The organism is Paenibacillus solani (genome assembly GCF_001277345.1).
GTDB lineage: Bacteria > Bacillota > Bacilli > Paenibacillales > Paenibacillaceae > Paenibacillus_AQ > Paenibacillus_AQ solani.
The window spans coordinates 2954242-2978234 of the sequence record NZ_LIUT01000001.1; the positions used below are offsets into that span (position 1 = coordinate 2954242).

Consider the following 23993-nt stretch of genomic DNA (forward strand, 5'->3'; position numbering starts at 1 on the left):
TTAGTCCGGTGGAGTACCGAACCAAGGTTGCTTAGTGCTCTTATATTATAACTGTCTACTTGACGGGGGTAACTTCAGAGCAGGGGGTCCTTTCTTTTTGTATCAATCTCGCAACATGAATTGACAGCGAAGAGGTAAACTTTTACAATACGGACAAGAATCCCCCTAACGAAAATGAGGAAGCACCCTTTTCGAATCACGGATATTCTGCAATGTATTCAATCCAATGATATCGAAAAAGAGGTGCTTTTATGATGTACGGAAAACTTCATAGTGCTTGCTTGCACGGCATTGACGGTGTGGTCATACAGGTAGAGATCGACCTTGCGAACGGTTTACCGCAGACGACCATTATTGGCCTTCCGGACTCGTCCATTCGCGAATCTGTAGAGCGGGTCCGGGCAGCGATCAAAAACTGCGGGTTTAGTTATCCTTTACAGAGGGTAACCGTCAATCTCGCTCCAGCCGATCTGCGTAAAGAGGGCTCTTCCTTTGATCTGGCGATCGCCATTGGTATTCTGCTGACAAGCGAGCAATGGTCTTTCGCAGATGCCAGACAATTATTAATTATTGGCGAGTTGGCACTCGATGGAACGCTTAGACCCATTACCGGGGTTCTCCCTATGGTAGAACAAGCCAAAAAAGAAGGATATACCGGAGTTCTGCTCCCCCGTGAAAATGCATCAGAAGCTGCTCTAATTACGGGAATGGAAGTCTACGGAATTCAGCACTTGAAGGAATTGGTCCCGGATGGAGCAGACGAGAATCTGGAGGCGCTTGGAATTGGGAAAAAAGGAACTACCATGCGAACCGTCTCGCTGTCCAAGCTTAAGTATGATCGATCCATGCATGCAGACACCACGCGGCATAGCTACCCTCAGGACATGCAGCTTGAAGACTACAAAGACGTAATAGGACAACAGCATATTAAACGAGCCCTTACAATCGCCGCGGCAGGGATGCACAACATCTTGCTAATCGGTCCTCCCGGGACCGGCAAAACGATGCTCATGAAGCGACTTCCCACCATACTGCCGCCCTTGGCTGATCAAGAAGCGCTGACTACGACCAAAATCTTCAGCGCAGCCGGAAAGTTAAAACCCTCGGAAGGACTGATGAGAAGACGTCCCTTCCGCTCTCCGCATCATACTATATCGGCAGGCGGACTTATCGGTGGGGGCACCATTCCCAAGCCAGGCGAGGTCAGTCTGGCCCACAAAGGGATCCTCTTCCTGGATGAACTCCCCGAGTTCTCAAGGCATGTGCTGGAAGTTCTGCGGCAGCCCTTGGAGGATCGTGAGGTGACCATCAGCCGGGCACGGGCCGTATTTACCTTCCCGGCGCACTTCATGTTGGCCTGTTCAATGAATCCCTGTCCGTGCGGTTATTATGGCAGCGATCATCCTCACCAAAGATGTACCTGCAGTGTTTCCCGGATCGCTCAATACCGCGCCAAAATATCAGGGCCGCTGCTGGATCGGATCGACCTGCAGGTCGATGTGCCCCGGCCCAAGGAATGGCCAGGTAATAAAGCGCCGCTGTCCTCCCTGGAGATGCGGGAACAGGTTCTTGCTGCCCAAGCGCTGCAAATGAAGCGATACAAGAGCCTTCCCTTCTACTGGAACAGTGAACTATTCGGCAGTTTCCTAAGGACTCATGCCGTGCTGAATAAAGAATCGGCGGAACTTCTTCAGACAACCATTGACACGCTGGGTCTAAGCATGCGCGCCTATGACCGCATCTTAAAGCTGGCCAGAACCATTGCCGATTTGGAGGCTTCCGATGGGATACAAAGCCAGCATGTTGCTGAAGCCATTCAATATCGCCAGCTGGATCGCCAGCAAATTATGACCGAAGAAACAACCCATTAATGAAATGAGTGAACAACCATGATCATCAGACCGATGAGTGACCTAGATATGAATGACATTATCGACATATGGCTTACTACATCCATAGAAGCCCATCATTTTATTCCAGCCCCATACTGGAAATCTAAAATAGAAGAGATGCGGAACGTTTACCTTCCGATGGCTGAAACCTATCTGCTTGAGGAGAACGGTCAAGTGCATGGCTTTATCTCACTTGTAGAGGATCATCTTGCAGCATTATTTGTTCGCACACCCCGTCAACATCAAGGATATGGAGGAGCGCTGCTCCACCATACCATGGAGCTTCGAAATGAATTGAAGCTTCAGGTATATGAGGAGAACCAGAGCGCTTTCCGCTTCTACCTAAAGAATGGTTTCAAAGTACAGGAAGAAACCTTGGATCGTAGTACGGGACAGAGGGAGCTAATCATGATCTGGAATAAGGAATCAAAGCCGGTATGAACTAGAGACACACGGTCCGAACGTGTGCTCATTATGAAAAAATAAATTGCAATACGCAAAGAAGGTGATGGATTGAGCTGCATCACCTTCTTTATTATTGTAATTTTTGTTGAATTTCTTGGGATCGTATTCCGTTTAAAATGCATTCTCAATATGTTCCATCGAGATAGCTGTCAAATCCACGTCTAACATGACCGAGATAACGTCAAATCGAATCGGCCGTTCGTAATAATGTTTCTGATGTATGTACTGCTGGGCCGTATTTCGAACCTGGATCATTTTGCGGGCATTCACCGATTCGGAGGGGGTTCCGAAATTCGTCGTTCCGCTTCGGCTCCTTACCTCAATCACCACTATGATATCTCCACTTTCAGCTACGATGTCCAATTCACCAAAGCGGCAGCGCCAATTCCTGTCCAGAATTCGAAAGCCCTTCTCAATCAGGGCTGCGGCAGCCAGTTCTTCTGCAGCGGCTCCTTTTTGTTTGCGATTGTCCTTCTTTCCGAATGAAGAGGTCATTTACGTCATCCTTCCTCCATCCCTCGCTTGGCGATCTGCCTGATAAACATATGTCAGCACTTCCGCTACCAGCTGATAGAGCTCCGCTGGTATCTGTTGGTCCAAATCCAGCTTGGAGAGAATCTCCACTAAAGCCGCATCCTCTTGCACAGGTACGCCATGCTCTTTGGCTCTATCTAATATCGATTCTGCCAGCTTGCCTTGTCCTTTAGCCACTACGATCGGGGCTTCACTCTCACCAGGCGTATATTTGAGAGCGACCGCCTTTTTCATGGCCGTTAGCGTCTCTTGATCTTTCTCCCGGTCGCTCATATCCGCATATCCACCCCTTTATAAACCTGAGGGGTATACTCTGCAGCCGTTCCCTGCACAGACATAGACGTATCTGATATCACATGAGAGGCGGCCGGCAGCGGCTCTGTTTTTACGCTAAGTAATTGATACCCAATCGAAGATACGGCTTGAGCCAGCTCATGCTTTCTGCCCTCAAACAGCTCGGCAGCAAAGCTCTGGTCATTCCGAAAGTTAAGGCTAACAATACGGTCAACAACCTGTACATCGATTAGGGTAGTTCCCAAGAAGCTCATGTCCAAATCAAAGAGCAGCCTGCAGTTCGTCGCATCCAGCTCCCCTTTGCGCCCTCTTCGTGATTGAATATGTACCGATGCCGTTTGTTCCCCATCGGCACCCTGCAATGGAATGAATATGGTAACTTGTGCAAACGGCGCTGTTCGATCCGTATTCAACAATAGCTGCTGGCCTGTCAGATGCTGCACGATTTGCTGAGCCGCTTCCTTAACTGCGGGCGGAGCGTCTTGACTAGACAACACCTGCAGTAATACCCCTTTTAATGTATCTTGCAGAGCAACCGTCGAGTCACTTGATGGCGCTGAAGCCATGGTAGCCTGTTGCCCTGCAGGCATGTTGCTCTGCTGCACAGATGGCATATGCTGCTGTGTGATGCCAGGCTGGTTCACTATGCCCCCCTGGGCATTAGGTGCAGCTTGCGGGTTCGCCTGGACTGCATTTCCTGGCGTGCCAGTAGAACCGGGCACAGCCGCTGCGGCCCCATTGCTGCCAGAAGTGACGGCGGCAGGAGGTGAAGCAGCCTGCCCGCCAGCTTGACCCGCAGCAGCGGTCTGCTGCCCTGCAGAAGGCGAAGCGGATGCGGGTACAGTCGCATTCGCTCCCGTCGCGGCTTGGGGAGCTGCAGCCGCAGCTTGGCCGCTACCCGGCAGCACGGCTGCCGGTTGCCCGCCAGAAGAAGCGGCGCCTGGGCGCGCCGCTTCGCCCGCGGGGCCCGTACCGGCCCCGCGCAAAGCCTGCTGCTCGTGCTCTGCACCGAGCAGCTTCAACAGCCGCCCCACCCACGGCTCCGCATCCGGGGTGGGCGGCTTTGGCGAAGGGCCCAAAGGGCCTTCGCCAGGAGCCGCCGCCGCTCCCGTGGGTGCGGCGGCGGCTTGGCCGGCGGCAGGCGCAGCCGTGCCGCCGCTGGCCCATGGCTGCGCCAGCTCGCTGCGCAGCTGCTGCAGCAGGCCCTGCAGCTTCGTCAGCATGCCTTGCTGCTGACCTGTGCTGGCCTGCGCAGCATTGGCAGCGGCACTGTGTCCAGCCGCTGTTGGCTGCGGTGCCATCCCCGGTGCCTCTCCGCCAGTACCTGTCGCTGATGCTCCAGAAGCTGCACTTTTTCCAGCATCCGCCGGACTCCCGGCGACATGACCTGTCACAGAGGCCAACTGCTGCTCCAAGGATTGCAGCAATTGATGCAGCTGCGGCCCGAATACCGCCTGATGCAGACCTCTTACACTTTCAGGCGAAACCGGCAACCCGCGGTGAAAAGCAATCGCAGCAGACTCTGCCCACTCCGCAGCTGGAATCTGTGGCGGCTTCACAGCCAAAGCCTCACGAAACATAGCTATATTTTCTTTCGTTAATGGAACCCCTGCGCTTTGCATGCCCCGGATCATTTCCCGATTCTCTTTCGTATCCGGGAGCCCGGCAAAATCGAGCACCTCGGCCATGGAAGAAGGAGACAAAGGCTGTCCTGGCAAATGACTCAGCGGTTTAAGCACCGCCTGGCCCCCTTCTCCCGGCGGCTGAACTTGAAGCAGGGCTGTTTCCCCAGCTCGAAGCGGCGTCTCCAGTTGAGCTTTTACTTGTATGCCCTGGATCTGCACCGTCGCTTCCTGGCCGTCTTCCGACACGTTCATTACTACACCGCGGACGACCTGACCCGGCTTTAATTCCAATGTCTTCGCGTCTCCAGGCTTTTGATCTCCCAGAAGACCGCGAATCAACGACCCGATGTTCACGATAGTTCCTCCCACACCTTCCATTTACCTTTATATATCGGCAGCAGCCCGCCTTTTGGCAAGGGCGGGCTGCATTGGAATCTAGAATAATGACAATTGCTCGATCTCCATGTTTTTCAAAAAACTTCTGCGATGCATGGCTGTGGGCCCATATCGCTGTAATTGTTCCCGATGAAACTTGGTTGCGTAGCCTTTATGCACGGCGATCCCGTACTCAGGATATCGCGCTTCCCATTCATTCTCACATAATCTGTCACGAGTGACCTTGGCTACAATAGAGGCAGCAGCAATAGATTGACTATTGGCATCGCCCTTTATGATAGCGCGCTGGGGAATATTACAATCGACCTTCTCGGCATCCACGAGCAAAAACTGAGGTTCGACAGCCATTTGTTCGATGGCCATCTTCATGGCAAGCCTGGCTGCTTGTTTAATGTTGATCCTGTCGATGGTTTCTGCATCTACCAATCCAACGCCAACGGCCAGTGCCTGTTCCATGATGAGATCGTAAAGTGCATCCCGCTTCTTTGCGCTAAGTTTCTTGGAATCGTTAATCCCTTCAATGACTACCCCTTCCGGCATAATGACCGCCGCGGCGACCACATCGCCGAACAAACATCCGCGTCCGACTTCATCAATACCTGCAATATGTATATAACGGCTCCAGTACTCACGCTCGTACATTAATAAATCTGTCATAGGTATAACCCCTTTGGTTCCAAATTACCGCTTGCATCCATCCCACACATACGGTGTTTCATTACATTCTATGAATCTAGTCACTCTTCTAGATTATCATACATGACAGGGGGCGTCACTCGTGCATTTCGTATATAAAAAAGATGACCCCCGACAAAAATCAGGAGCCATCTTTAAATTTAGACTTAAAGCAATTATTATCCACCTGCAAAACAACCAACCTCCTTGTCTTCGGAGGTTGGTTGTCTTGTATTAAATATAAAGGCGATAAGCCCTTATTTAATAAGGAGATTCCATCGAATAACGCCCCAGCTTTCCGGCGCGAAGCTCACGCAGGAAAATACTTGAGGCTTTTTCCAAATCGACTCTTCCGCCGCTGACGATACAGCCGCGTTTTCTTCCTATTGCTTCCATAACCGCGACAATCTCATCAGGGTTGTCCAGATCCGTTGGGCGCTCTTTAAGGTCAAAGCGCTCGCTCATCGTTTCCCAATAATAGTTTGTGAAGTATTTGATCGCAAAAAAAGCAATATCCTCTACGTTCAAAATCTCCTCTTTGATGGCGCCGGTAACGGCCAAACGGTACCCTACATTCTGATCCTCAAACTTCGGCCATAAAATACCCGGAGTATCAAGCAGCTCCATTTCACCACCGGTTACCTTTATCCACTGCTGCCCTTTGGTTACACCCGGACGGTCTCCCGTAGCGGCGATGTTGCGGCCAGCAAGCCTGTTAATCAGCGTGGACTTACCTACATTCGGTATACCCACGATGAGCACACGCATGGCGCGAGGGTTCATCCCCTTAGAGATTTGTTTATCGATCTTCTCTTTCAACAGCAATTTTATCTGATTCGGTATATCTTTGACGCCTGTCCCTGTGTATGCATCTACAGGGAACGCGGTAAGGCCCTGTTCTTTGAAGTAGGCCTGCCATTGCCTTGTAACCTCAGGATCGGCCAGATCGGCTTTATTCATGATGATAAGGCGCGGCTTGTTCTGCAAAATCTCGTCAATCATCGGATTTCGGCTTGAGAGCGGAAGTCTTGCATCGATGAGCTCAATGACGGCATCAATCAGCTTCAGCTTCTCCTGAATTTGGCGGCGCGCTTTGGTCATATGTCCAGGAAACCATTGTATTGTCAAACGTCGTCACCCCACTGTACCTGCAAACTTTTCATCGTTTTATAGCGCCAGGCTAATGGTTGATGAGCCCTATGTCTTTAATCGGCCAGAAGATCAAGTCTGCACGACCAATAATATCCCCAAAAGGAACATATCCTATCATACGACTGTCCGTACTGTTGGAACGGTTATCCCCCATTACAAATACATGTCCTTCTGGCACAACACCGTCCTGAACGAACGAGTTCGGAAAATTGGTTGTGCTGTTGTACAATCTGTCTTCAGCATGGGCTTGATCAATCGCTTCTTGTATGTAGGGCTCATTCACAAGCTCCCCGTTGACAAAAACCTGATCGCCTTCAACTTTGACCGTATCACCAGCTACCGCAATCACGCGTTTAATGAAGTCTCTGCCCTCATCAGGAACATGGAACACGATAACTTCCCCACGCTCCGGTTTGCGGATATCGAACAGAATTTCGTTAACGATCAGTTTCTGATTGGATACAAAGTTAGGCTCCATAGATGGACCTTGCACAATAAACGGTTTAAAGAGAAGCCAGCGAATGAGAATAACGAGAACCAGAGCAATGAGAAGAGCTTTCAGCCATTCTACAAGCTCATTTTTAGCCTTCTTGGCCGGTTTTCCCACATTAGTTTCAATTGCCTCCTGGTGTTGTTCTTTCTCCATAACCCACCGTCCTCTCTATAGATCGCTTTCACACTATCACGATTTTTGGATATACAAAAGGGGCTTGTATATACGCACAAGCCCCCCTCACCGCCTTGTAATTAACGACGAATTTCTTTAATTCTCGCTGCTTTACCGCGCAGTTCACGAAGATAATAAAGCTTCGCACGACGCACTTTACCACGGCGAGCCACTTCGATTTTATCGATTTTAGGCGAGTTGATTGGGAAAGTTCTTTCCACACCAACACCGTAAGAAATTTTACGAACGGTAAAAGTCTCACTGATTCCGCCACCGCGACGTTTAATAACTACACCTTCAAACAACTGGATACGCTCACGAGTACCCTCGATAACCTTAACGTGTACTTTCAAAGTATCACCAGGACGAAAGCTCGGAATATCCTTACGCAGTTGTTCTTCAGTAATCGCTTGAACGATATTCATCATCTATGACTCCCTCCTCTCACACAGGCGTTCTTGCATCTTCCGGAAATTATATGTATTTCCTTCATTATCCGCAGCGGACCACCGTATTCACAACAAAAGAAATATTAACACACTTTGCGAATTGAATCAAGTAGTTTATCTTGACACCCCGTGTTGGTAAATTGATCTTTCACAGATCCCTCAATTTTCATAAAAAAACCGCAGTCAGCTAAATTCCGACCGCGGTTTCCACACGCTTAATTCATCCTTTTATTCGATTCCTGTAAACCTTTATGGCGTTCACTATAATATTCAAGAATGTCGTCAACTGTCTCAAAATGTACCTCTGTATGTTTTGTTTCTTCAATACTCGCTTCGCTTGTTTGTCTATGCTCTGTCATGATTCAAGTTGCCTCCTAGCCTTGAGTAATTCTCAACTGATTATTATTACCCAGTAATACTGGAGCTGCATCAACCTTGCTAAAAAAATGACATCGAAGCATACGAACGGATCTAAGAGCCGATTCTGAAAATAGAAATCCTTGCGGCCGTTTGAGGAGCCGTGATTGCTTTTGTTACGGGAGATAAATTATACAAGCCAACGGTATTACCCGCACTCAGATTTATGACTGCTGATCCCGACACTTCCGCGTTGGTTGAATTCGAATTCATGCTCGCCCCACTGGCAGTATTACCATTTACAACGATTCCAAACGTATTGGGAGCCACCTGACCATTTTCAATGGATACCTGCCAATCAAAGTAATAAAAACCTGCAGTCACGATGGTCAGCGTCGTGGTGCCATTAAATGTTACACCTTGAAGCGTGCTTGAAGAAAAAGTAACTGGCGAGTTGGTAGCCACATTTTGTACTACTCCGTTGCTGGCATAGATCACACTACCGCCCACGAGGGTAATGGATCCTGTAGGACCGGTGGCTCCCCTCTCGCCGGTAGCTCCTGTTGGGCCAGTTGCACCTATTGACCCGGTTACTCCCGTTACTCCGGTTGCACCTGTGACTCCTGTTGCTCCTGTGACTCCCGTTGCTCCCGTTGCTCCGGTGGCTCCTGTTACACCTGTTGCTCCTGTCACTCCGGTTACACCCGTTGCTCCCGTTGCTCCCGTTGCTCCGGTTGCACCAGTTACTCCGATTGCTCCTGTTGCTCCGGTGGCTCCTGTCACTCCGGTTGCTCCTGTGGCACCCGTTGCCCCGGTTTCTCCTGTAGCGCCTGTGGCTCCGGTGGCTCCTGTTCCTCCTGTGACTCCTGTTGCTCCTGTTGCTCCTGTTGCTCCTGTGGCTCCTGTTGCTCCTGTGACTCCCGTTGCACCGGTAACTCCCATTTCTCCAGTCGCACCAGTTTCTCCAGTTGCTCCAGTCGATCCCGTTGCTCCTGTTACACCAGTTGCTCCGGTTACTCCGGTTGCACCTGTTACCCCTGTGGCTCCCGTAACTCCTGTTTCACCAGTTGCTCCTGTTACACCTGTGACTCCCGTTGCTCCTGTTGCTCCGGTTGCTCCTGTCGAACCAGTTTCTCCCGTTGCCCCGGTTGCTCCTGTAGCGCCTGTAGCTCCGGTTGCTCCGGTTGCTCCTGTTTCACCTGTTGCTCCTGTGACTCCCGTTGCTCCTGTTGCTCCTGTGGCTCCTGTTGCTCCGGTTGCTCCGGTTGCTCCCGTTGCTCCTGTTACCCCTGTAGCTCCTGTTACCCCGGTGGCTCCGGTTGCCCCGGTGGCTCCGGTTGCCCCAGTTACTCCTGTTACACCTGTAGCTCCTATAGCTCCTGTGACTCCCGTTGCTCCTGTGACTCCTGTTGCTCCTGTTGCTCCGGTTTCTCCTGTGGCACCCGTTGCCCCGGTTGCTCCTGTAGCGCCTGTGGCTCCGGTGGCCCCGGTTTCTCCTGTAGCGCCTGTGGCTCCGGTGGCCCCGGTTTCTCCTGTAGCGCCTGTGGCTCCGGTTGCTCCGGTTGCTCCTGTGACTCCTGTTACACCTGTTACACCTGTTACACCTGTTGCTCCTGTGACTCCCGTTGCTCCTGTCACTCCTGTTTCACCAGTTACTCCTGTTGCTCCTGTAGCTCCTGTTGCCCCGGTTGCTCCTGTGACTCCTGTGACTCCTGTGACTCCTGTTACCCCTGTAGCTCCGGTTTCACCGGTTTCTCCTGTAGCGCCTGTGGCTCCGGTTGCCCCAGTTACTCCTGTTACACCTGTTGCTCCTATAGCTCCTGTTGCTCCGGTTGCTCCCGTTACTCCTGTGGCTCCCGTTGCACCGGTAGCACCCGTTGCTCCTGTCGATCCTGTAGCTCCTATAGCTCCTGTTGCTCCTGTTTCACCTGTCACACCAGTTACTCCAGTGGCACCCGTTGCCCCGGTTTCTCCTGTAGCGCCTGTGGCTCCGGTTGCTCCTGTGACTCCTGTTGCTCCTGTTACCCCTGTAGCTCCTGTTACCCCTGTAGCTCCTATAGCTCCTGTTACTCCTGTTGCTCCCGTTGATCCTGTGGCTCCCGTTGCTCCTGTTGATCCAGTTACACCAGTTGCTCCTGTTGCTCCTGTTGCTCCTGTCGCTCCTGTTTCACCTGTTACACCTATTGCTCCTGTGACTCCTGTTACTCCTGTTGCTCCTGTTGCTCCTGTGACTCCCGTTGCTCCTGTTGCACCTGTGACTCCTGTTGCTCCGGTTGCTCCCGTAACTCCTATTGCACCAGTTGCTCCTGTGACTCCTGTTGCTCCTGTGGCTCCCGTTGCTCCCGTTACTCCTGTTGCACCTGTGACTCCTGTTAGACCTGTTGCTCCCGTGGCTCCTGTTACTCCTGTTACACCAGTTACTCCCGTTGCCCCTGTTGCTCCTCTTTCTCCGGTGGCTCCTGTCTCTCCGGTTGCTCCGGTGGCTCCGGTTGCCCCAGTTACTCCTGTTACACCTGTAGCTCCTGTTGCTCCCGTTGCTCCTGTTGCTCCTGTCACTCCGGTTGCTCCTGTGGCACCCGTTGCCCCGGTTTCTCCTATAGCGCCTGTGGCTCCGGTTGCTCCTGTTACACCTATTGCTCCCGTTTCCCCTGTTGCTCCTGTTTCACCTGTCACACCGGTTACTCCTGTCGCTCCCGTTGCTCCTGTTACACCCGTTGCTCCGGTTGCCCCAGTTACTCCTGTTACACCCGTTGCTCCTGTTGCACCAGTTACTCCTGTTACACCTGTTGCTCCTGTTACTCCAGTTGCCCCTGTTGTCCCCATTGCTCCAGTTACTCCCGTTGATCCTGTTACTCCCGTTGATCCTGTTACTCCCGTTGATCCTGCAACTCCGGTGGCTCCCCGTTCACCTGTTGCTCCCCTCTCGCCGGTAGCACCTACTGTTCCGGTAGCTCCTGTTGGGCCAGTTGCACCTATTGACCCGGTTCCTCCTGTGGTTCCTGTTGCTCCTCTTTCTCCGGTGGCTCCAGTGGCACCGGTCCCCGTTGATCCTCTTGCTCCTGCTGCTCCCGTCGCCCCTCTTGCTCCCGCTGCTCCCGTTGCTCCTCTTGCTCCCGCTGCTCCCGTCGCCCCTCTTGCTCCCGCTGCTCCCGTTGCTCCAGGGTCACCCGGAACTCCTTGGGGGCCGGTGGCTCCTGTTTCGCCAGTGGGCCCCGTTAGATCTTGTACATTTTCCACGAAATCCTGCATCATCATACTCTGGATACTCTCGGCACTCATTCTTGAAACAGACAATAAAGAAAACAACAACGCATTGCGATCGGTTGCCGGTATATCCAAAGTCGTTACCGTTTCTCCAAGCATATTGGTATAGTTCATCAATCGATCATTCACTTGCAGCGGAGAGACGTCTTGCGACAGCGATGCCAAAACATCCTGAGACGCTGTCTGCAAAGCACCCAGTTGCGTCGCAGAAGTCCCTAAACGGGATAATTGCTGGTTGATGTCTTCAAAAACAACTCCTAATCTATTCGTGGAGTCCATCCCTGGGCTCGTCACCGCGTCCGCAATATATAACGGGAGATTATCGACCACATTCATTAATGGGATCAAGTCCATTCTTTCTTGAGCATTCCCCCATCTATTGAGCATACTGCTAATTTCAAGAACGTATGATCGAATCAATCTTCCTATTCCGATACGCTCACCATATGAGAGGATAAATACTGCAAAAAAGTTTATTTGAACTATAATTTCTCTGCTATTGTTCGTATTAGGTATAATCAATACTTGCTCCGCCGCCATTCGAATAAATCGCTTGTCGGTTTTTGAAAGTGACATATTCGAAGACAATAATATTTGAACTCTTCGAACTTGTCTTTTTAACCGAATGAAGTTTTCATTAACCGGTTGCTCAATGAATATGCGGACAAGCACTCTTAATTGACGAATCGACCAAACCGTGCGACTCATCCTAAGCTCTTTTAACCTTATTCGCCTGAGCGCTATTTTTCGTGAAGGCATGCACTTCAATTTGCCGCGATTTCCTCTCCGTGGGGAATCCAATGTGCTTCACTCCTCGTCCTGGCTTCTCTACGACTCAGCAAACACCCATATATTCAGACTATTCACTAGGCGAACAATAAGTTCGGAGATCCTCCGAATGACAAGCAACAAAAAAAAGAGAAGGCTATTTATGAGAAGCCCTCTCTTTTGGTCTTACATTCTATTCATTTAATTTTGCCTTGCCGCTTTGGGTACGTAATTTCTCTAGATACGCCTTATCCCGTTTCGAAAGCTCCAACTCCTCCAACAACTCGGGGCGGCGCTCCCATGTTCGTTTGAGTGCTTGTTCACGACGCCACACCTCTATATTCGCATGGTGACCGCTCAGCAAAATATCCGGCACCTTTAAGCCTCGAAACTCAGCCGGGCGTGTGTAGTGCGGGTATTCCAGCAAACCTGTGCTGAATGAATCCGTCACTGCTGAAGTTTCATTGCCGAGCACTCCAGGTAATAACCGTACGACAGAATCAATGACCACCATGGCGGGTAATTCGCCGCCTGTCAGTACATAATCTCCGATAGATAACTCGTCCGTAACAAGAAACTCGCGAATCCGTTCATCATAACCTTCATAATGCCCGCATATAAACACCAGATGCTCCTCCTGAGACAACTCTTCCGCCTTCTTCTGCGTAAAAGTCTCTCCTTGCGGACACATCAGGATGACCCGTGGTGGCTTGACTGCACTTGATGTTTCCGCCGAAATCTCACCAGCAGGATGAGTTCCCTCCTCAAGATTCGAAAACTCATTCGGATCAGAAGCAAGGATATCCTCTACCGCGGCAAAAATCGGGTCCGGTTTTAATACCATCCCCCCTCCGCCGCCATACGGAGTGTCATCCACCTGCCCATGCTTGTTTCCGGCATACTGACGGAAATTCACAGCGTTCAGGCTCACAATTTGTTTCTCGGCCGCTTTACCTAGAATACTTGTGTGGAACACCCCATCGAACATCTCGGGGAATAGTGTTAATACATCAATCCGCATGAACTATAACAACCCTTCCATAAGATGCACGCGGACAAGCTTCGCTTCCTTATCAACATCAAGCACAACATCCGGTATGGCCGGAAGGAGAACTTCTTTGCCCTGAGGGGTTTTTACTACCCACACATCATTAGCTCCTGGCGTCAAGATTTCGGAGATTGTGCCCAGCTCCTCAGCGGGATCTTCATCGGTCATAACCTTGCAGCCAATAATTTCATGGAAATAGTATTCGTTCTCCGGAAGCTCCTCTTGCAGATCAGCTGTAATCTTCAGAAGTGAGCCCTTGTATTTCTCTACTTCATTTATACCGTGAAGCTCCTTAAATTTAAGGACATACATATTTTTATGGAAGCGGGAAGCTTCGACTGTAACATCCATTTTGCCTCCCTTTTCCGTAACAAGGTAAAGCTTGCTTTTGGCAGCGAAACGCTGGTCGGCAAAATCCGTATGCGGCACCACCTTAACCTCTCCGCGGATGCCGTGTGTGTTCACAATTTTGCCTACGGTAAACAACTTTTCAGACATGGTGTTCCTCCTGCATCACTTAATAAACGTTCACGCTGGTATGACCGCTGATTTCTTCAGCATGTACGAAAAAGGGCTAGGACATGCATCCTAACCCCCTTTCGTATATTTTAAGAAATGATATCAACGGTTACCCGAGTATCCATTTTAACCGCCGCCGATGTTACGACTGTACGCAATGATTTGGCGATACGCCCTTGCTTGCCTATGACCTTCCCGACATCGTCAGGATGCACGTACAGCTCATAGACAATCAAGTGCTCCTTCTCAACGGTCTTTACAGTCACATCTTCTGGATGATCCACTAAAGCCTTAGCAATAACGCGAACTAATTCTTCCATAGATAACCCTCGCGATCAGCTCTTATTTCTGATGCTTCAGCTCATGAAACTTCTTCATTACGCCCGCTTTGCTAAGCAAGTTGCGAACAGTGTCAGATGCTTGCGCACCATTTTGAAGCCAGTTCAGTGCTTTTTCTTCATCGATTTTAACTTCAGCCGGTTGAGCAACCGGGTTATAATAACCGATTTCCTCGATAAAACGGCCATCACGCGGGGAACGGGAATCAGAAACCACCACGCGGTAGAAAGGAGCCTTGTGAGCACCCATGCGTTTCAGACGAATACGTACTGCCATTTGAAAATTCACCTCCTTCAAAGAATGTCCATTCAATAGAATCCGAACTTAACGGAACGGGAACTTCATGCCTTTTCCGCCAGTCAGGCCTTTTAGCTGTTTTAGCGCTTTGTTCTTGCCGCCTTTAGGTCCCATCATATCAGAGAACTGTTTCATTACGCGGCGCATCTCGTCAAACTGCTTGATGAGCCGGTTTACTTCAGCCAGCGAAGTACCGCTGCCTGCCGCAATCCGTTTGCGACGGTTGTGATTGATAATGTCAGGCTGCTGCTTCTCCTCTGTTGTCATGGAGTGGACAATAGCCTCAATGCGTCCCATCTGCTTCTCGTCAACCTTGAGATCCTTGGCTTGCTTCATCTTGCCCATACCTGGAATCATATCCATCAGCTGATCCAGAGGACCGAGCTTCTTGACCTGATCCATCTGCTCCAGGAAATCCTCGAACGTAAATTCGGCATTCCGCATTTTACGTTCCATTTCCTTCGCTTTGTCTGCATCAATGTTCGATTGTGCTTTCTCGATAAGAGACAGCATGTCGCCCATTCCAAGAATCCGCGAAGCCATCCGTTCCGGATGGAACGGCTCAAGCGCATCAATCTTCTCACCAAGAGCAGCGAATTTGATAGGGCAGCCGGTTACCGCTTTAACTGACAGAGCGGCACCACCGCGGGTATCGCCATCCAGCTTCGTAAGCACGACGCCTGTGAGCGTCAACTGCTGATTGAAGCTTTCCGCTACATTCACCGCATCCTGACCCGTCATCGCGTCAACAACAAGCAGAACTTCATCAGGATTCACCACGCTGTGAATCTGCTTCAATTCTTCCATCAGCTCTTCATCAACATGAAGACGACCGGCGGTATCGATAATGACATAATCGTGGCCGTTATCTTTGGCATGCTGGAGGCCTTGCTTCGCGATTTCAACCGGGCTTGTCTTGTCCCCTAAGGAGAACACCGGCACATTGATCTGATTGCCGAGTACTTCGAGCTGCTTGATAGCAGCAGGACGATAAATGTCGCCTGCTACGAGCAGCGGTCGGCTGTTCTGCTTCTGAAGCAGCTTGGCCAGCTTACCCGAAGTGGTTGTCTTACCAGCACCTTGCAAACCGGCCATCATAATGACCGTTGGCGGCTTATTGCTCTTCGCCAGTTTGGCTTGGCTTCCCCCCATCAACTCCGTCAGCTCTTTATTAACGATGTCAATGATCACCATGCCAGGCGTGAAGCTGTCCATTACTTCCTTGCCGATGGCCTTCTCTTTTACTTTGGATACAAAATCCTTAACCACTTTGAAGTTAACGTCGGCTTCCAGAAGCGCGAGCCTGACTTCACGCAGGGCGGCTGTTACATCTTCTTCGGACACCTTGCCTTTACCACGAAGCTTGCTGAACACATTCTGTAGTCTGCTGGTCAATCCTTCAAACGCCATATCCGCCACCTCCGTTCATACTTAATCCCATACTTTTAATCGCTCAACCATATCGGTCATTACATTCTTATCATGTTCACCCAGGTCGCTACTCTCCACCATTTCCCGAAACTTATCCAGCTCCCGGATGCGCGTCTCATGCTTGCTCAGGAGCCCCAACTTCTCTTCATAGGACTCGAGCACCTGCTCTGCACGCTTGATATGTTCATAGACGGCCTGACGACTAATCTCAAATTCACCTGCGATTTCTCCAAGGGAAAAATCGTCATGGAAATAATATTTCATAAAAGTCTGCTGTTTCTCTGTCAGCAGCTGCTCATAGAAATCGAACAGAAGATTGATCCGGTTCGTCTTCTCGAGCCGATTCTCCTGACTCATTTAAGGGCACCCCCCTCGTCAAGGAAAAACACTTTACAGTTCGCTTAACGAACCTTATCATACAAAAAACAAAGAAGGATGTCAAGCCATTTCCCTTGTCATCCTTCTTCATGTTCAGGAAGCCTTCTTCCTGCCCGTTCAACCGATAGGAAGAAGGTAAATCAGTATCGCAAAAAAGTGGAGAATCGAACCCGCCAGCACAAACAAATGCCAGATGGCATGATGGTAAGGAAAACCCCGCCATACATAGAATATGGTGCCCAGCGTGTACAGCACGCCCCCAATGGCAAGCAAATTCATGCCTTGCGGCGCTACAACCGCCGTTAACGGATTCCAGGCAATGACGATCAGCCAGCCCATCGCAATGTAAAATATCGTGGAGAGGAACAGAAACTTCTTGACGAAGAATGCTTTAAATACGACACCGAACAGCGCAACGCCCCATACGATCCCGAAGAGACTCCAGCCCAGCGTTCCCCGGATGGCAACCAGCAGGAAAGGCGTATACGTCCCTGCGATAAACAAGTAAATGGAGGAGTGGTCCATAAACTCAAAGAAATCCTTAGCTTTCCCGTCTCTCAAGCCGTGTACGAGTGTTGAGCTCAAATACAGCAGGAGCATCGTCGATCCGTAGATCGTAAAGCTAACCACATGCCAGGCAGTGCCCTTCAAACTTGAAAAAACAATCAGGAGCACCAGTGCTGCAACACTTAGTGCCGCTCCTATGCCATGTGTTATTGCATTCGCTATCTCTTCTCTGCGTGGATATGTGTAAGTATTGGCCATAACAGGTATCCTTTCGCTTAAAATCTTATAGGGGTTGTTCAAAAGGTCCGCTTTTGATAAGAAAACCTAATCGATGCCACTTCAAGGATGAGCGACCGCGATGATAGGTAGGTTTTCTTGCGATATAGAATTTCATCAGCCTCCGCTGATAACTAATAAATTCTATATCTAACACGAAGCGAGTCAGAGAAGCAGCTCGACATCGAATCTTGAATTCAGCCGGGCCTTCCGGTGCTCACGTAGGTTTTGCCTACGCTCCGCTCCTCAGTCCCTAGCTTTATCCAACTGAAGCGTTTTGAAAAAACGCACATCGGAAGCATAACCTTCTCGGTGCTGAAAACCTGACTTTTGAACCCAACTTATACTTCTATTATAAGCTCTTCGGGCATGCAAAATCCAGCGACTGACATATCATCGGTTCTGCGCTTGGAAGAATTGCTGAATGGTATGAACGATCTGATGCGACGCCGTGCCATCGCCAAACGGGTTAGGAACACTCGCCATGCGTTCATAAGCTTCCTTATCAGTAAGCAGTAATTCTATGCCTGCCTGTACCGTATTTTGCTCCGTGCCAACACACATCAAGGTGCCGGCCGTAATTCCTTCAGGTCGCTCGGTCTTATCCCGGAGTACCAGGACCGGCTTCCTAAGGGAAGGAGCTTCCTCCTGAATGCCCCCGGAGTCGGTCAAGACCAGATAGGAGCGCTGCATGATATGGTGGAGATCAACGACACCCAGCGGTTCGGTCAAGTGGATTCGCTCGTACCCCTCAAGCTCTTGCGCGATTACCTCCTGCAGAGCGGGGTTTGGATGGACCGGGTATATCACTTCAATGTCAGGGTACTTCCGGATCACCCGCCTCACCGCTTCAAACACTTCTTTCATCGGTTCTCCCCAGTTCTCTCGCCGGTGCATAGTCATCAGTAGGAGGCGGCTATCTTTTTGCAGTTTATTCTGTATCGGATGCTCAAAAGGAGCCTGAAGCGTCCATTTCATCGCATCGATGCCGGTATTTCCCGTTACATAGACATGATCCGGACGATTCTCGGAGGTGAGATTCTCAGCCGACCTTGACGTCGGTGCAAAATGCAGATCGGCCATTCGCCCGATCCACTCGCGATTCATCTCCTCAGGAAACGGTGCGTATTTATCATACGTTCGCAAGCCTGCCTCTACATGGCCTATCGGAACTTTTGCGTAATATGCAGCCAAAGCACCCATACATGCAGTTGTTGTATCTCCATGAACCAACACCAGATCATATGATGCCTCTCGGAATACCTGCTCAAACTCTCTTAACAGGTCAGCGCTCAAACTATACAGAGACTGCCCTTCCTTCATGATGTTCAGATCAATATGCGCCTTTATGTTAAAAAAACGCAGCACCTGATCCAGCATATCCCGGTGCTGGGCAGTAACGCATACGATGGGTTCCAGTCCCGGAGCCTGTTCCAGTTCCTTAACCAAAGGCGCCATTTTGATCGCCTCCGGACGTGTGCCGAATATGACAAGAACCTGTTTATTCACGAATCTTCACTCTCCTTTTTTATATGAAAAGATAATCTGAAAATTCATGCTACAAGTCATTATATGAAAAATTAATAGATTCGTTCCCGGCATGCTCACGCACGTAGAAGGCAACCAATTTTTAGCAGTATCAGCCATTCGTCCAATCTATAAAGCTAGCAATGCATATATTGTTTCGAGAAACTAAGAAAGGAGGAAACCTCTTGGCTATTATCATTTATCCGAGGACGATGAACTGGTCGTATATGAAACAGAGGCCGCAGCAGCTTATGATCCAATTGGGGGCGCTTGGTCATCAGGTTTTCTTCGAAAACCTGGCACCGCTAGATAAAGAATTCAAAGAAATTGAACCGAATGTGTATCTGTTCACAGATACCAAAACATTTCTTCACAAAAAGCTGCCCGCGCTCCGCAAAGAACATCCTATTGTGGTGTGGACGACCTGGTCTAAACTCCGGACGCGCATCGCCACTCTCTTCAAGCCGGACATTACGATCTACGACTGCTGTGACGAATTTCCGCATTGGGCTAAATATGAACCCAAGATGATCGACAAGGCAGATCATGTCGTGTGTACCGCAGAGGTGATTCGCACCCGTTTGTCCCTAGCATATCCGGATAAGCCTCTGACACTGATCCCAAACGGCGCAGACTCTTCATTTTTTCATATTCCATTAAGTGAAAGACCCGCTGACCTGCCTCCAGGTCCTATTGTGGCATACATCGGCGCCTGGGCCTATTGGGTTGATCACAAACTATTCGCTAAGGCGGCCGCCCGTTTCCCTAATGTTCAATTCGTATCCATTGGAGCTCCTTATGGTAGTTCAGGTGATTATTCGAAGCTCCCCAATGTGCATATACTCGGTGAAAAGCCGCATCAGGAGCTGAAGCATTACCTCGCTCATATTGATGTTGCATTGATTCCCTTCCAATATCATCCGATTACGCTGGCAACGAATCCAGTCAAAGCTTACGAGTATCTGGCATCTGGCGTCCGTGTCCTGTCAACAGCCCTGCCGGAATGCATTGCAATGGAGCCCCATGTGACCACAGCCACCACTCATGAAGATTTTTTGGGCAAGCTGGCCTCCATGCTTCATTATCCGGATACAGCAGAGCATAAGCATAAGCGCATTGCTTACGCCAAAGAGAACCGCTGGATCGAACGCGGCTTGAAAGCTGATCAAGTCATCCGACAGATCATCCTGGACAAGGGCTTGAAACTCCGTTGACATCTTATGCCATACTCCGTACGCAGCCATTCGGATACAGGGTTACTGATGCGGCTGCCTATCGAGAACAGGTTCTTCTTGAGGTGAGTCATATAGAGCGGGAGTGGGTTCTGTGGAACTGCAACAGACTCTTTACGCATATAGGGGCACGGATTTCCATGACGATGCCGGAGCCTATTCCGGACCATATTGTCTGCGTATGTATGAACGGCGTTCCTCTATATTGGAGAACATCCTGGCTCCTTCCCATTCTCGCTCTCTGGAATGATAGGCTGCCGGCTGCCCGATTTCTTCCTTATGATCTGCTGCCTGCCGATCCCAACCTTATCCTCCACATAAATTCGACGCCTGATCATTCGAATCAGCATGAACTAAATTATATTCGTCCCATACTGTCTGTGAGTCGGTCACGAGAGACTACCGACGGCTCCAACAGTATGCTGCCCTGTAATATAGAACTCCCTCCACAACCTGCTTTGTCCATTCTAATGAGCATTCATAATATGAAGGATACGGTAGGCTGGAGCATCCGTTCCGTACTGGCACAATCCATGGATAACTGGGAGCTGCTAATAGGGGATGATGCCTCTGATGACGAGAGTCTGGAGGAGGTCTGCGCTTATGGTGACAGCAGAATTCGCATCCTCTCGCAGCCGCGCAACCGAGGCAAGGCAATCATGATGAATCGCCTGCTATCGGAGGCGAGAGGCCGATATATTCTGGAGTTGGATGGGGATGACTGGCTGGCACCAGATGCTTCCGCTCTCCTCACCAAGGCTCTTGACACAAATCCTGATCGTGCGCTGGCAACAGGCTGGTATGGGTGGTGGGAGCGTACTCGGCAGTATGGCCCGTTATGGAGAAGAGACATGGATTCGGGGAAGCTTTTTTTTGAATACTCATCATCGGTGAAACTATCAAAAGATCGGGGCCAGCCGATTATTCCCCGTATGTATCGTAAATCATCCCTTATCACCATTGGCGGTTGGCGGAACCGAGAGGATCATCTGGGACGGGTTTTCGAAGATATCGACGTCACGACCCGGCTTCTCAAACACAGCTCGCCGGTTTCGGTCGATACTGTCTTATATCATCGTGTCATTCATGGAAGCAGTATCAGCCAACGCAACCGCAACCTCTTCGATGTCTGGTACCGGCATTTCAACTAGAGTTAGACTGCACCTGAACAAAAGGAGGTGATACATCATGCATATTGCCGCTTCCGGGTACTATGGCATGGGAAATTTTGGCGATGATTTATTTCTTCATACCCTTCGCCAAGTATTCCATGATCATCACGTCTACCCCTGGAATTCAAGATTGGATCCCCGTCAAACCGATGCTTTCATTATCGGCGGTGGAGATTTAATTACCCCTTACTCGTTCAATCCTTATTACTTTCCTCCTGAGCTCATTGGACAGCCTACTTGGGTCTATGGCGTTGGGATTGTGGACGCCTATCCCGAAGACACTTGGCCCAAAGAGCAGGTATCCGCATATCGGGATATGATCTCCAAGGCTAGGCGCGCAGTATTCCGGGATAAGCGTTCTTCAGCAATCGCCAAGCGGGCAGGCTTTCATCATAACGTTGAAACCGCTCCTGATATGGTATTTGGCTATCGTCAGCCCGATATCCCTGTGAAACGATTCTCCAAACGTCCGACAATAGGCGTTGTTGTATTTTCTTATGAATCCTTCCCGATGGACAATATGACTAAACTTCTGGGCCATCTTATTGCAAAAGGCTACCACACCGTCTTGATCCCGGTCATTCATCATCCTGGGAATGCGTACTCGGATTATGACACATGTCTGCAATTAATGAAGAAGGTGAAGGAATCTGCCCCAAGCGCTTCCATCGAAACGCTGCCGTTTCTCATGGACATCGAGCTCACTTACAGCTTCATTCAATCCGTGGACTATTTGATTTCCTACAAACTTCATCCTTCCCTGGTTGCCCTACGTGCTGGCAAGCCTGTGCTGGCACTGAGTACGATGAGTAAGGTGAAGAGCCTGCTGAGTACCTTTCATCTTGGTCAATACTTTATGGATTACCGCCAGCCGCTTGATGCATTAATTGATAAAACCGAAAGCTTTCTTGAAAGTGGTCCTGGACATGTGCAGCAGATTATTCCGTTAATTCGGGCTACGGAACAAGAAAGCAATGCGTCGCTTCTGGAATTAAAACGCCATATTGAAAAGCACGGCCATAAAATTCAGAAAGGAGAATGTCTATGTGCTGCTTCCTGTTCTGCAGAAGGTTTGGAAGACGCATCAAAGAGTTGACCAGACAGGTGGAGTCATTAAGCCAGCAAACCGAGCTATTAACCGAGCAGGTAGAATCGCTGGAGAATCAACTTCTCACAGGATTAACCATAAACCCGGAGCTGACTCAATATTTTGAAGTACGTACTGGTCAACGCGTTCGGGTTAGCACGACGTTTGTCACGCTGGAAGGCGTCGTCCTGGCTACTGCTGAAGACGGAGTACAGCTCCGCGAAGATTCCGGGGATCTTGTACTGATTCCGTTCCATAATATTACGTCCGTTCAGTAATATTATGGACGCCTGTTTGTCAGCGTGAATTCCCATTACAGCAAGGAGGGATATCAAGATGCGCTATGTAGATTGGCTGCAAGGATTCATTGGATCGGAAACCGAAGTAACCATTTCGGGAGATGTGATCGTCGGCACGCTCACGGAAGTAGGCGATGGAACCATTACCCTGGAAGTCCCCCCTATCATCTACGGCCCGCCAACCAATACTGCGATCATCCCGCTTCGTTCAATTGAATTTGTTCGTGTTGTTTCTTCCTGAACGTTATGGTATAAAATACACCGACCATACAAAAAAAGGACCGAAAGAGAAGCTTTCGGTCCTTTTGTGTACCTATTCGAATAAACTAAGCTCAGCCTAACCTTGTTGCTCTTCGCTCTCTTCTTCCTTGATCAAGCCTGCGAACAGAGCATGAACAAATTGTGCCGAATCGAAGGTTTGAAGATCCTCCATCTTCTCGCCCAGGCCTACCAGCTTCACCGGGAGATTTAGCTCCTGCCGAATCGCGATGACGATACCGCCCTTAGCCGTGCCATCCAGCTTGGTTAACACGAGACCGGTAACGCCGCTTTTCTCACCGAAGAGCTTTGCTTGGCTGAGCGCATTCTGTCCCGTGGTGGCATCAAGCACCATTAACACCTCATGGGGTGCACTTGGGATTTCCCGTTGAATGACGCGGAATATCTTATTCAGCTCTTCCATCAGATTAGATTTGTTCTGAAGACGTCCCGCCGTATCGCAGAGCAGCACATCAGCTTGCCGCTGTTTGGCTGCTTGCACCGCATCAAACATGACGGCTGCCGGATCCGAGCCGGGCTGCTGTTTAATAACTTCTACACCGACTCTCTCGCCCCATACTTCAAGTTGTTCGATTGCCCCAGCACGGAATGTATCTCCCGCTGCAAGCAGCACCTTCTTGCCTTCCTGCTTGTAACGATGAGCAAGTTTACCGATGGTTGTTGTTTTACCGACCCCATTCACGCCGACAAACAGGATAACTGTAATTCCATCCGGGCTCTCATGCAGCTCATTGCTGTTGTCATCCCGGAGAAGGCCCATCAATTTTTCCGACAATACCGGTTGCAGATCAGCGGCATCCTCAATGCGACGTTTCTTTACTTCGGCACGCAGATCGTCCATCAGATCCATCACCGTATTGACGCCGACATCCGCGCCAATCAAGATTTCTTCCAGTTCCTCGTAGAACTCTTCATCAATCTTTTTACGGCGAATGACCAGATCCGATACTTTCTCGATAAACCCCTTACGGGTTTTTTCCAATCCATCACGGAATTGCTTTGTTACGTTTTCCGTTTTGCTGGAAATGCTCTCTTTTAACTTCTTAAAAAAGCTCATACGTACC

The 23993-nt window shown here is 50.0% G+C and carries 25 protein-coding genes and 1 pseudogene; 7 read left to right on the plus strand and 19 right to left on the minus strand.

The window, feature by feature from the left end; translation table 11 throughout:
- The first annotated feature begins 254 nt into the window (after positions 1–254).
- Together AM231_RS13340 and AM231_RS13345 are read left to right on the plus strand one after the other, a co-directional pair.
- Positions 255–1871, plus strand: a complete 1617-nt coding sequence (locus AM231_RS13340) for a YifB family Mg chelatase-like AAA ATPase (protein ID WP_054403644.1) — start codon at positions 255–257, stop codon at positions 1869–1871.
- Positions 1872–1904: 33 nt separating this feature from the next.
- Positions 1905–2333 (plus strand): N-acetyltransferase, encoded by a 429-nt coding sequence (locus AM231_RS13345; RefSeq protein ID WP_242615139.1) that lies wholly within the window; start codon positions 1905–1907, stop codon positions 2331–2333.
- 135 nt (positions 2334–2468) lie between these two features.
- Here the strand turns inward: AM231_RS13345 and AM231_RS13350 are convergent, their stop codons facing one another.
- The 18 genes and pseudogenes from AM231_RS13350 to wecB form a co-directional block, all read right to left on the minus strand.
- Positions 2469–2852: a YraN family protein gene (locus AM231_RS13350; protein WP_054402974.1), complete on the minus strand. Its 384-nt coding sequence runs from the start codon at positions 2850–2852 to the stop codon at positions 2469–2471.
- Positions 2853–3164: an EscU/YscU/HrcU family type III secretion system export apparatus switch protein gene (locus AM231_RS13355; RefSeq protein WP_053492613.1), complete on the minus strand. Its 312-nt coding sequence runs from the start codon at positions 3162–3164 to the stop codon at positions 2853–2855.
- Positions 3161–5164, minus strand: a complete 2004-nt coding sequence (locus AM231_RS13360; protein ID WP_054402975.1) for a hypothetical protein — start codon at positions 5162–5164, stop codon at positions 3161–3163. Before AM231_RS13360 ends, AM231_RS13355 begins: the two co-directional genes overlap by 4 nt.
- An 81-nt stretch (positions 5165–5245) precedes the next feature.
- Positions 5246–5863 (minus strand): ribonuclease HII, encoded by a 618-nt coding sequence (locus AM231_RS13365; protein WP_082341619.1) that lies wholly within the window; start codon positions 5861–5863, stop codon positions 5246–5248.
- A 279-nt stretch (positions 5864–6142) separates the two neighbouring features.
- The gene (gene ylqF / locus AM231_RS13370; RefSeq protein WP_053492610.1) at positions 6143–7009 is read right to left on the minus strand and encodes a ribosome biogenesis GTPase YlqF; all 867 of its coding nucleotides are present in this window, start codon (positions 7007–7009) and stop codon (positions 6143–6145) included.
- Positions 7010–7061: 52 nt separating this feature from the next.
- Positions 7062–7679, minus strand: coding sequence for a signal peptidase I (gene lepB, locus AM231_RS13375; RefSeq protein WP_053492609.1), 618 nt, complete (start codon positions 7677–7679; stop codon positions 7062–7064).
- Positions 7680–7780: 101 nt separating this feature from the next.
- On the minus strand, positions 7781–8125 hold the full coding sequence (gene rplS, locus AM231_RS13380) for a 50S ribosomal protein L19 (protein WP_036642425.1): 345 nt from the start codon (positions 8123–8125) through the stop codon (positions 7781–7783).
- Between the two features lie 239 nt (positions 8126–8364).
- A complete protein-coding gene (locus AM231_RS29080) occupies positions 8365–8508 on the minus strand; it encodes a hypothetical protein (protein WP_165593400.1) in 144 nt (47 codons plus the stop codon).
- Between the two features lie 112 nt (positions 8509–8620).
- The gene (locus AM231_RS13385; protein WP_242615202.1) at positions 8621–12106 is read right to left on the minus strand and encodes a collagen-like protein; all 3486 of its coding nucleotides are present in this window, start codon (positions 12104–12106) and stop codon (positions 8621–8623) included.
- Positions 12107–12151: 45 nt separating this feature from the next.
- Positions 12152–12529, minus strand: a pseudogene (locus tag AM231_RS30605) (collagen-like repeat preface domain-containing protein); the annotation flags it as partial.
- 202 nt (positions 12530–12731) lie between these two features.
- The gene (gene trmD / locus AM231_RS13390) at positions 12732–13559 is read right to left on the minus strand and encodes a tRNA (guanosine(37)-N1)-methyltransferase TrmD (protein ID WP_054402977.1); all 828 of its coding nucleotides are present in this window, start codon (positions 13557–13559) and stop codon (positions 12732–12734) included.
- 3 nt (positions 13560–13562) lie between these two features.
- Positions 13563–14084, minus strand: a complete 522-nt coding sequence (gene rimM / locus AM231_RS13395) for a ribosome maturation factor RimM (protein ID WP_054402978.1) — start codon at positions 14082–14084, stop codon at positions 13563–13565.
- A 110-nt stretch (positions 14085–14194) separates the two neighbouring features.
- Positions 14195–14425 (minus strand): KH domain-containing protein, encoded by a 231-nt coding sequence (locus AM231_RS13400; RefSeq protein WP_053492605.1) that lies wholly within the window; start codon positions 14423–14425, stop codon positions 14195–14197.
- A 22-nt stretch (positions 14426–14447) separates the two neighbouring features.
- Positions 14448–14720 carry a 30S ribosomal protein S16 gene (gene rpsP, locus AM231_RS13405; RefSeq protein WP_006211361.1) on the minus strand — a complete coding sequence of 91 codons (273 nt, stop codon included), beginning with the start codon at positions 14718–14720 and terminating at the stop codon, positions 14448–14450.
- Positions 14721–14768: 48 nt separating this feature from the next.
- Positions 14769–16151, minus strand: a complete 1383-nt coding sequence (gene ffh, locus AM231_RS13410) for a signal recognition particle protein (RefSeq protein WP_053492604.1) — start codon at positions 16149–16151, stop codon at positions 14769–14771.
- A 21-nt stretch (positions 16152–16172) separates the two neighbouring features.
- Positions 16173–16529 (minus strand): putative DNA-binding protein, encoded by a 357-nt coding sequence (locus AM231_RS13415; RefSeq protein WP_054402979.1) that lies wholly within the window; start codon positions 16527–16529, stop codon positions 16173–16175.
- Positions 16530–16667: 138 nt separating this feature from the next.
- Positions 16668–17315 carry a PAQR family membrane homeostasis protein TrhA gene (trhA, locus tag AM231_RS13420; RefSeq protein ID WP_053492602.1) on the minus strand — a complete coding sequence of 216 codons (648 nt, stop codon included), beginning with the start codon at positions 17313–17315 and terminating at the stop codon, positions 16668–16670.
- 411 nt (positions 17316–17726) lie between these two features.
- Positions 17727–18842 (minus strand): non-hydrolyzing UDP-N-acetylglucosamine 2-epimerase, encoded by a 1116-nt coding sequence (gene wecB / locus AM231_RS13425; protein WP_082341625.1) that lies wholly within the window; start codon positions 18840–18842, stop codon positions 17727–17729.
- A 203-nt stretch (positions 18843–19045) separates the two neighbouring features.
- On the opposite strand from wecB, the gene AM231_RS13430 reads away from it, so the two are divergent.
- From AM231_RS13430 to AM231_RS13450, 5 genes are read left to right on the plus strand one after another with little or no spacing between them, the layout of a single operon-like run.
- A complete protein-coding gene (locus tag AM231_RS13430; protein ID WP_054402980.1) occupies positions 19046–20074 on the plus strand; it encodes a glycosyltransferase in 1029 nt (342 codons plus the stop codon).
- Entirely contained in the window at positions 20071–21243 is a 1173-nt protein-coding gene (locus AM231_RS13435) for a glycosyltransferase family 2 protein (RefSeq protein WP_054402981.1), read from the plus strand. Before AM231_RS13430 ends, AM231_RS13435 begins: the two co-directional genes overlap by 4 nt.
- Before the next feature lie 37 nt (positions 21244–21280).
- Positions 21281–22360 (plus strand): polysaccharide pyruvyl transferase family protein, encoded by a 1080-nt coding sequence (locus AM231_RS13440; RefSeq protein ID WP_082341626.1) that lies wholly within the window; start codon positions 21281–21283, stop codon positions 22358–22360.
- 8 nt (positions 22361–22368) lie between these two features.
- Complete coding sequence (locus AM231_RS13445; protein ID WP_242615140.1) at positions 22369–22629, plus strand: hypothetical protein; 261 nt, start codon at positions 22369–22371, stop codon at positions 22627–22629.
- 58 nt (positions 22630–22687) lie between these two features.
- On the plus strand, positions 22688–22891 hold the full coding sequence (locus AM231_RS13450; protein WP_054402983.1) for a hypothetical protein: 204 nt from the start codon (positions 22688–22690) through the stop codon (positions 22889–22891).
- Between the two features lie 96 nt (positions 22892–22987).
- On the opposite strand, the gene ftsY is transcribed toward AM231_RS13450, so the two are convergent.
- Positions 22988–23986, minus strand: coding sequence for a signal recognition particle-docking protein FtsY (gene ftsY / locus AM231_RS13455; RefSeq protein ID WP_053492596.1), 999 nt, complete (start codon positions 23984–23986; stop codon positions 22988–22990).
- Positions 23987–23993: the final 7 nt, after the last annotated feature.

Coding starts and splice junctions, on each gene's coding strand:
- AM231_RS13450 (WP_054402983.1), top strand. CDS start 22,688: ATGCGCTATGTAGATTGGCTGCAAGGATTCATTGGATCGGAAACCGAA.
- AM231_RS13400 (WP_053492605.1), bottom strand. CDS start 14,425: ATGGAAGAATTAGTTCGCGTTATTGCTAAGGCTTTAGTGGATCATCCA.
- AM231_RS13365 (WP_082341619.1), bottom strand. CDS start 5,863: ATGACAGATTTATTAATGTACGAGCGTGAGTACTGGAGCCGTTATATA.
- trhA (WP_053492602.1), bottom strand. CDS start 17,315: ATGGCCAATACTTACACATATCCACGCAGAGAAGAGATAGCGAATGCA.
- lepB (WP_053492609.1), bottom strand. CDS start 7,679: ATGGAGAAAGAACAACACCAGGAGGCAATTGAAACTAATGTGGGAAAA.
- AM231_RS13385 (WP_242615202.1), bottom strand. CDS start 12,106: ATGAATGTGGTCGATAATCTCCCGTTATATATTGCGGACGCGGTGACG.
- AM231_RS13350 (WP_054402974.1), bottom strand. CDS start 2,852: ATGACCTCTTCATTCGGAAAGAAGGACAATCGCAAACAAAAAGGAGCC.
- rpsP (WP_006211361.1), bottom strand. CDS start 14,720: ATGGCAGTACGTATTCGTCTGAAACGCATGGGTGCTCACAAGGCTCCT.
- AM231_RS13355 (WP_053492613.1), bottom strand. CDS start 3,164: ATGAGCGACCGGGAGAAAGATCAAGAGACGCTAACGGCCATGAAAAAG.
- rimM (WP_054402978.1), bottom strand. CDS start 14,084: ATGTCTGAAAAGTTGTTTACCGTAGGCAAAATTGTGAACACACACGGC.
- rplS (WP_036642425.1), bottom strand. CDS start 8,125: ATGAATATCGTTCAAGCGATTACTGAAGAACAACTGCGTAAGGATATT.
- AM231_RS13340 (WP_054403644.1), top strand. CDS start 255: ATGTACGGAAAACTTCATAGTGCTTGCTTGCACGGCATTGACGGTGTG.
- ffh (WP_053492604.1), bottom strand. CDS start 16,151: ATGGCGTTTGAAGGATTGACCAGCAGACTACAGAATGTGTTCAGCAAG.
- AM231_RS13415 (WP_054402979.1), bottom strand. CDS start 16,529: ATGAGTCAGGAGAATCGGCTCGAGAAGACGAACCGGATCAATCTTCTG.
- AM231_RS13440 (WP_082341626.1), top strand. CDS start 21,281: ATGCATATTGCCGCTTCCGGGTACTATGGCATGGGAAATTTTGGCGAT.
- AM231_RS29080 (WP_165593400.1), bottom strand. CDS start 8,508: ATGACAGAGCATAGACAAACAAGCGAAGCGAGTATTGAAGAAACAAAA.
- ftsY (WP_053492596.1), bottom strand. CDS start 23,986: ATGAGCTTTTTTAAGAAGTTAAAAGAGAGCATTTCCAGCAAAACGGAA.
- trmD (WP_054402977.1), bottom strand. CDS start 13,559: ATGCGGATTGATGTATTAACACTATTCCCCGAGATGTTCGATGGGGTG.
- AM231_RS13345 (WP_242615139.1), top strand. CDS start 1,905: ATGAGTGACCTAGATATGAATGACATTATCGACATATGGCTTACTACA.